The sequence below is a fragment of the Mesorhizobium sp. WSM3224 genome, assembly GCF_000427725.1.
In the GTDB taxonomy this organism is placed as follows: domain Bacteria; phylum Pseudomonadota; class Alphaproteobacteria; order Rhizobiales; family Rhizobiaceae; genus Mesorhizobium.
This window is the reverse complement of sequence record NZ_ATYO01000074.1, coordinates 1-1,162: the sequence shown is the minus strand read 5'-3', so window position 1 is coordinate 1,162 and position 1,162 is coordinate 1. Positions and strand designations below refer to the sequence as shown.

1 protein-coding gene is annotated in these 1,162 nt (G+C 53.4%); it reads right to left on the bottom strand.

What is annotated here, in order from left to right:
- The coding region (locus YU3_RS0133960; protein WP_027170310.1) for a calcium-binding protein at window positions 1–1,162 on the bottom strand (1,162 nt) is incomplete at both ends.

Here is a 1,162-nt window from a genome sequence, read left to right as displayed (position 1 = left end):
TCCATCCACCGGATATGCTGGATTGAAGTTCGCGGCCGTGAAGTCTGCGGCATCGGTGTTCTGGAAGCGGACCAGAGTAGTGTAAGCTTGATTGCTGGCGGCGCCGTCACGGTCGACCTGTAGGAGGGTGTCGGCACCGTCCTGTACGAGTTGCATGAAGCCGGAGCCGAACGGGTTGGAAGAGCCATCCCAGCCAATCAGTTGATTTAGAAGTGCACTGTAGTTGAGTGTCTCTCCGCCTGCTCCCGCGACGAAATCGGTGATGGTTGCGGAAGCTGTTCCATCCCAGGAGTCAATAAAAAGCTTGTCACTCCCGCCACCCAAGGTGAGAGTCGAATTGCCGGCTAGCGAAAGATGGGCCGTATCATCTCCAAGACCAAGATCGACCGTCAACGATCCAGTGAGGTTGGCTGCATCATCGCCGTCGCCGGTGGAAACCGAGCCTGCTCCATTTAGCGTCACCGTGTCGTTGCCGCCGCCGGTATCAATGGACATGGTGGATGCGTAAAGCTGGATCGTATCAATACCTGCCCCGGAACTCAAATTAACATTGCTAGAGTAGAATGTTAAATCTCTTACCGTATTGTCACCATCGCCAAGGATTAAATCCAAATTCGCATAGTAATCACTGTATGGCGAAAAAACATAATCGTTTCCACCACCAAACTCTATCTTTACGCTTGATTGATATATATCATATATTACACAAGTGTTGTTGCCGCCGCCCATATCCAAGTCAACGGTAGAGCCATAATATATGGTGTATAATGCAGCAGTGTCGTTCCCATCGCCTAACGACCCATTGAGGGTCGAGTTGTTAAGGGATGCAGCCAGGGAATCGGCTCCATCCCCGCCGGTGATAGCATAAGAAATCGAAGCGCCTGCAGAATTGCTTAGGGTGATCGCGTCATCACCTAGGCCGCCATCGGCAACCTGCGTCAGCGCCACTCCGGAAGGCCCTGTATAAGTGAGATTCAGACTGTCGTTACCCTCGCCACCATAAAGCGAATCGTTCCCGCTGCCATCCGCCAAACTGTCATTGCCCAGACCACCAACCAGCACGTCGCTCCCTGGCCCGCCATTCAAGGTGTCATTACCGTCCCCGCCATCAAGAAGATCATTACCCGCCAAACCCGACAGCGTGTCGTTCCCGGCAAGGCCG